This window comes from Vibrio sp. 2033, from assembly GCF_033339735.1.
On sequence record NZ_JAWOVC010000583.1, the window covers coordinates 1 to 592 of the forward strand.

At 50.0% G+C, this 592-nt stretch carries 1 protein-coding gene; it reads right to left on the bottom strand.

Annotation, left to right across the window (positions count from 1 at the left end):
* A partial coding sequence (locus R7P74_RS27905) for a glycoside hydrolase domain-containing protein (RefSeq protein ID WP_318123920.1) occupies nt 1–592 on the bottom strand: 592 nt, incomplete at both ends.

Consider the following 592-nt stretch of genomic DNA (forward strand, 5'->3'; position numbering starts at 1 on the left):
TTTGTTCAATAGATCGCGTGCGTGTTCAATCGCGCGGTCTTTGTCGATGATGGTTTTCAGTGGGTGTGCGGCGCGGAACGTATCCCACATTGAGTATACCGAGTAGTTCACTAAGCCGTCTTCTGCTTGGTGCACTTTGCCATCCATGCCACGGTATTTGCCATCCACATCTTGGTATAGGAATGGAGCAACGAACGTACGGTAGAGCGAGGTGTAGAACATGGTTTTGTCGGCTTTGTTGCCACCTTCCAGTTCAAACTTGCCAAGGATGTTTTCCCAAGCCACGCGGTTTTGTTGTACGACGTTATCGAAATCCCAACCGTTGGTGTCTGCTTCTAGGTTTTTCAGTGCACCGTCAACACCAGTGCCAGAAATCGCCACTTTGACCACCAGTGGCTCATCGCTCTTACCAAAGTTCAAATGAGTCAGGACATCGTTTGCGCGTTTTGCCAAACGTTCTGGGTCAGGTTCTGGTTCGCCTGGCATTGGTTTGTGCTCTGCGTAACCACGGTAATCTTCCAAGCCGACTTCCGTAGCGTCGGTTGGAGTCAGTTTGCTTTCAGAAGCCAGCTTGGTGTACAAGTTCTCTTCA